The sequence below is a fragment of the Yeosuana aromativorans genome, from assembly GCF_014646655.1.
Taxonomy (GTDB): domain Bacteria; phylum Bacteroidota; class Bacteroidia; order Flavobacteriales; family Flavobacteriaceae; genus Yeosuana; species Yeosuana aromativorans.
Genome location: NZ_BMNR01000016.1, coordinates 1 through 5,783 on the forward strand (window position 1 = coordinate 1; position 5,783 = coordinate 5,783).

The 5,783-nt window shown below is 49.0% G+C and carries 2 tRNA genes and 3 rRNA genes; all 5 read left to right on the forward strand.

Going from position 1 to position 5,783, the window contains the following annotated elements:
• Positions 1–407: 407 nt before the first annotated feature.
• The 5 genes from IEW94_RS16670 to rrf all read left to right on the forward strand — a co-directional run bounded on the left by IEW94_RS16670 (position 408) and on the right by rrf (position 5,774).
• A 16S ribosomal RNA gene (locus IEW94_RS16670) occupies positions 408–1,924 on the forward strand.
• A 146-nt stretch (positions 1,925–2,070) separates the two neighbouring features.
• Positions 2,071–2,144 (forward strand) — tRNA-Ile (locus IEW94_RS16675).
• 159 nt (positions 2,145–2,303) lie between these two features.
• Positions 2,304–2,377 (forward strand) — tRNA-Ala (locus tag IEW94_RS16680).
• A gap of 323 nt (positions 2,378–2,700) precedes the next feature.
• Positions 2,701–5,523, forward strand: a 23S ribosomal RNA gene (locus tag IEW94_RS16685).
• A gap of 143 nt (positions 5,524–5,666) precedes the next feature.
• Positions 5,667–5,774, forward strand: a 5S ribosomal RNA gene (rrf, locus tag IEW94_RS16690).
• The 16S, 23S and 5S rRNA genes sit together here with 2 tRNA genes alongside, the layout of an rRNA operon.
• Positions 5,775–5,783: the final 9 nt, after the last annotated feature.

Below are 5,783 nucleotides of genomic sequence, written 5' to 3' on the forward strand. Positions count from 1 at the left end.
TGTAACCAATTCAGGATCAACCCATAAAAAGTGGTGTAAAAAAAAGGATAAAAAAAGGCTTAAAAAGTTTGTGCGGAACGGAAAAAGGGTCGTATGTTTGCAGCCGCTAAAAAGGGCACGTTGCCTTGGGAGGCGGAGTTCATGCAAGGGGTGTTTTTAAGGTGTTTTGGAGGGTCGTAAAAAATTTTCCAAAAAAGATCAAAAAAAACATTGCGGGATAAAAAAAAGGGTTTTATATTTGCACCCGCTTAAGCGATAAAGAGCTTAAGTAAAGATAGAAAGAAGTTCATAGACATATTGAATTGACAGCGTAAGACCGAGCCGGAAACGGCGAAGGTCGAACAAGAGAATAGACCATTTTGAGTACTATCGAATTCCTATTAGTTGTTAAGATTATTTAAGATTTAACGATGAAGAGTTTGATCCTGGCTCAGGATGAACGCTAGCGGCAGGCCTAACACATGCAAGTCGAGGGGTAACAGGGAGCTTGCTCCGCTGACGACCGGCGCACGGGTGCGTAACGCGTATACAACCTACCTTTTGCTGCGGGATAGCCCAGAGAAATTTGGATTAACACCGCATAGTATAGAGACCTGGCATCGGGACTTTATTAAAGGCTACGGCAAAAGATGGGTATGCGTTCTATTAGCTGGTTGGTGCGGTAACGGCGCACCAAGGCAACGATAGATAGGGGCCCTGAGAGGGGGATCCCCCACACTGGTACTGAGACACGGACCAGACTCCTACGGGAGGCAGCAGTGAGGAATATTGGACAATGGGCGAGAGCCTGATCCAGCCATGCCGCGTGCAGGAAGACTGCCCTATGGGTTGTAAACTGCTTTTATACGGGAAGAAACACCCCCTCGCGAAGGGGGCTTGACGGTACCGTAAGAATAAGGATCGGCTAACTCCGTGCCAGCAGCCGCGGTAATACGGAGGATCCAAGCGTTATCCGGAATCATTGGGTTTAAAGGGTCCGTAGGTGGACGATTAAGTCAGAGGTGAAATCCTGCAGCTCAACTGTAGAATTGCCTTTGATACTGGTTGTCTTGAATCATTGTGAAGTGGTTAGAATATGTGGTGTAGCGGTGAAATGCATAGATATCACATAGAATACCGATTGCGAAGGCAGATCACTAACAATGCATTGACACTGATGGACGAAAGCGTGGGGAGCGAACAGGATTAGATACCCTGGTAGTCCACGCCGTAAACGATGGATACTAGCTGTTCGGGTTTACCTGAGTGGCTAAGCGAAAGTGATAAGTATCCCACCTGGGGAGTACGTTCGCAAGAATGAAACTCAAAGGAATTGACGGGGGCCCGCACAAGCGGTGGAGCATGTGGTTTAATTCGATGATACGCGAGGAACCTTACCAGGGCTTAAATGTAAGTTGCATGGGGCAGAGATGTCCCTTTCTTCGGACCACTTACAAGGTGCTGCATGGTTGTCGTCAGCTCGTGCCGTGAGGTGTCAGGTTAAGTCCTATAACGAGCGCAACCCCTGTTGTTAGTTGCCAGCGAGTGATGTCGGGAACTCTAACAAGACTGCCGGTGCAAACCGTGAGGAAGGTGGGGATGACGTCAAATCATCACGGCCCTTACGTCCTGGGCTACACACGTGCTACAATGGTGGGGACAGAGAGCAGCCACTGGGCGACCAGGAGCGAATCTATAAACCCCATCACAGTTCGGATCGGAGTCTGCAACTCGACTCCGTGAAGCTGGAATCGCTAGTAATCGCATATCAGCCATGATGCGGTGAATACGTTCCCGGGCCTTGTACACACCGCCCGTCAAGCCATGGAAGCTGGGAGTGCCTGAAGTCCGTCACCGCAAGGAGCGGCCTAGGGTAAAATCGGTAACTAGGGCTAAGTCGTAACAAGGTAGCCGTACCGGAAGGTGCGGCTGGAACACCTCCTTTCTAGAGAAAGACGACCGATAGGAGACAAAAAAGGTAAGAAAGAGATCGTCTGTTCTCATAGCTGTCAATTTAAAATATCAAAGTCACCAGAGGACGGTGCTCAATGGGGGGGACCTGTTGAAAAACTGAAAACTGAAGGCTATAACAGTCTCATAGCTCAGCTGGTTAGAGCGCTACACTGATAATGTAGAGGTCGGCAGTTCGAGTCTGCCTGAGACTACAGCGAAAGTTATAAGTAAAAAGTAAAAAGTTTGCTTGTGATTAAAAGACGTTCATTAGATATTGAAAGGAAATTTTAGAAGTTGGGTATCCCAAGTTGACGTATAGGTCATCAATTAACTGATAACTGTTAACTGATAGCTGACTACTGAGAGATACTGGGGGATTAGCTCAGCTGGCTAGAGCGCCTGCCTTGCACGCAGGAGGTCATCGGTTCGACTCCGATATTCTCCACAGATAAAACCTTTAAAAGGTGGTTTTGACTGATTGAAAAAACAACAAGCATGCTTGTTGTTTTGGAATGAGGGAGAAATCTTTAAAGGTTTTTCAAAATGGGATTTTGAGGTTGGCTCGTAAGAGCACTCCGAGAAATAACATTTTAGACAACGTTCATTGACATATTGAAAAAAGATACATGAAATTAGTATTGAACCAAGGTTTGATACTAAAGCAATAATTTAGGTTGATTGTGCTCACGCGAGCGATGCACGATCGATCATGTTATGGCCGTCGATCTATCGATGGGCATAATGAACTCATTAAAAAAGCAAAAAGTACAATAAGCTAAACAAGGGCGCATGGGGAATGCCTAGGCTCTCAGAGGCGAAGAAGGACGTGATAAGCTGCGAAAAGCTGCGGGGATCGGCACACACGATGTGATCCGCAGATATCCGAATGGGGCAACCCACTATATTGAAGATATAGTATCCGCAAGGAGGCGAACCCGGGGAACTGAAACATCTAAGTACCCGGAGGAAGAGAAAACAAAAGTGATTCCGTTAGTAGTGGCGAGCGAACGCGGATTAGCCCAAACCAATAATGTTACGGCATTGTTGGGGTTGTAGGACCACGCCATTGGTCGCGCAATGAATCAGAATCCTTTGGAAAGAGGAACCATAGAGGGTGACAGTCCCGTACGAGCAAAGAGCGTTGACCATAGTGGTATCCTGAGTAGTGCGGGGCACGTGAAACCCTGTATGAACCGGCCGGGACCATCCGGTAAGGCTAAATACTCCTGAGAGACCGATAGTGAACCAGTACCGTGAGGGAAAGGTGAAAAGAACCCTGAATAAGGGAGTGAAAGAGAACCTGAAACCATGCGCTTACAAGCGGTCGGAGCCCTTCTGGGGTGACGGCGTGCCTTTTGCATAATGAGCCTACGAGTTAACGTTGCTGGCAAGGTTAAGCACTTCAGGTGCGGATCCGTAGCGAAAGCGAGTCTGAACAGGGCGCTTTAGTCAGTAGTGTTAGACGCGAAACCGTGTGATCTACCCATGGGCAGGCTGAAGCTGTAGTAACATACAGTGGAGGGCCGAACCGGTTGACGTTGAAAAGTCTTCGGATGACCTGTGGGTAGGGGTGAAAGGCCAATCAAACTCGGAAATAGCTCGTACTCCCCGAAATGCATTTAGGTGCAGCGTTGATTTATAGTTCTGTAGAGGTAGAGCTACTGATTGGATGCGGGGGCTTCACCGCCTACCAATTCCTGACAAACTCCGAATGCTACAGAATGTTCATCAGCAGTGAGGGCATGGGTGCTAAGGTCCATGTCCGAGAGGGAAAGAACCCAGACCATCAGCTAAGGTCCCCAAATGTATGTTAAGTTGAAATAACGCGGTTGGACTGCTTTGACAGCTAGGATGTTGGCTTGGAAGCAGCCATTCATTTAAAGAGTGCGTAACAGCTCACTAGTCGAGCGGTCCGGCATGGATAATAATCGGGCATAAACATACTACCGAAGCTATGGACTTGAAAAAGTGGTAGGGGAGCATTGCAGTGTCGTCGAAGGTGTGATGTGAGTCATGCTGGAGAAGCTGCAAAAGAAAATGTAGGCATAAGTAACGATAATGCGGGCGAGAAACCCGCACTCCGAAAGACCAAGGTTTCCTCAGCTATGCTAATCAGCTGAGGGTTAGTCGGGGCCTAACGCGAACCCGAAAGGGGTAGTGGATGGACAACGGGTTAATATTCCCGTACCCGCTCTCAACAAAAGTGACGGAGGCGTAAATTTGGTGCGTGCTGACGGAATAGCACGTTGAAGCGAGCAGTAATGCCGCGATAGTACACTGAGGCCTCGGCCAAGGTGATAATCCAGAGTAGCGACTTCCAAGAAAAGCGAGAGAAGCGGCCCGTACCCTAAACCGACACAGGTGGTTGGGATGAGAATTCTAAGGAGCTCGAGAGATTCATGGCTAAGGAATTAGGCAAAATAGACCCGTAACTTCGGGAGAAGGGTCGCCCCGCTTCGGCGGGGCCGCAGTGAAAAGGTCCAGGCGACTGTTTATCAAAAACACAGGGCTATGCTAAATCGAAAGATGACGTATATGGCCTGACACCTGCCCGGTGCTGGAAGGTTAAGTGGAGGGCTTAGCGCAAGCGAAGGTCTCAAATGAAGCCCCAGTAAACGGCGGCCGTAACTATAACGGTCCTAAGGTAGCGAAATTCCTTGTCGGGTAAGTTCCGACCTGCACGAATGGTGCAACGATCTGGACACTGTCTCAGCCATGAGCTCGGTGAAATTGTAGTATCGGTGAAGATGCCGATTACCCGCAGTGGGACGAAAAGACCCCGTGCACCTTTACTATAGCTTAGTATTGGTTTTGGATAAGTAATGTGTAGGATAGGTGGGAGACTTCGAAGCGGCGTCGCCAGGCGTCGTGGAGTCATTGTTGAAATACCACCCTTTGCTTATCTAGAGTCTAACCCTTGCGAAAGGGGACAGTGCTTGGTGGGTAGTTTGACTGGGGTGGTCGCCTCCAAAAGAGTAACGGAGGCTTCTAAAGGTTCCCTCAGCACGCTTGGTAACCGTGCGCAGAGTGCAATGGCATAAGGGAGCTTGACTGAGAGACCTACAAGTCGATCAGGTACGAAAGTAGAGCATAGTGATCCGGTGGTTCCGCATGGAAGGGCCATCGCTCAAAGGATAAAAGGTACGCCGGGGATAACAGGCTGATCTCCCCCAAGAGCTCATATCGACGGGGGGGTTTGGCACCTCGATGTCGGCTCGTCACATCCTGGGGCTGGAGAAGGTCCCAAGGGTTGGGCTGTTCGCCCATTAAAGTGGCACGCGAGCTGGGTTCAGAACGTCGTGAGACAGTTCGGTCTCTATCTACTGTGGGCGCTAGAAATTTGAGTGGATCTGACTCTAGTACGAGAGGACCGAGTTGGACGAACCTCTGGTGAATCTGTTGTCGCGCCAGCGGCACTGCAGAGTAGCTACGTTCGGAAGGGATAAGCGCTGAAAGCATATAAGCGCGAAACCCACCACAAGATGAGATTTCTTTAAAGGGCCGTGGGAGATGACCACGTCGATAGGCCACAGGTGCAAGGGCGGTAACGTCCGCAGCCGAGTGGTACTAATAGCCCATAGGCTTATTGTACGGCTGTTTTTTTATAAGTTCCAATGGTTGTTGTCAAAATAAATGTTCATGTATGTTGGCGGTGAGCGCCCTTTTTTCAATATGTTAAGATATTATCTTTCTTTTAAAGAAAGAGATCCCGCACCAAGTGCGGGACAAAAGCTTAAGGTGGTTATAGCGACGGGGCTCACCTCTTACCTTTCCGAACAGAGAAGTTAAGCCCGTTAGCGCCGATGGTACTGCATTTGTGGGAGAGTAGGTCGTTGCCTTTCTTGAATCCC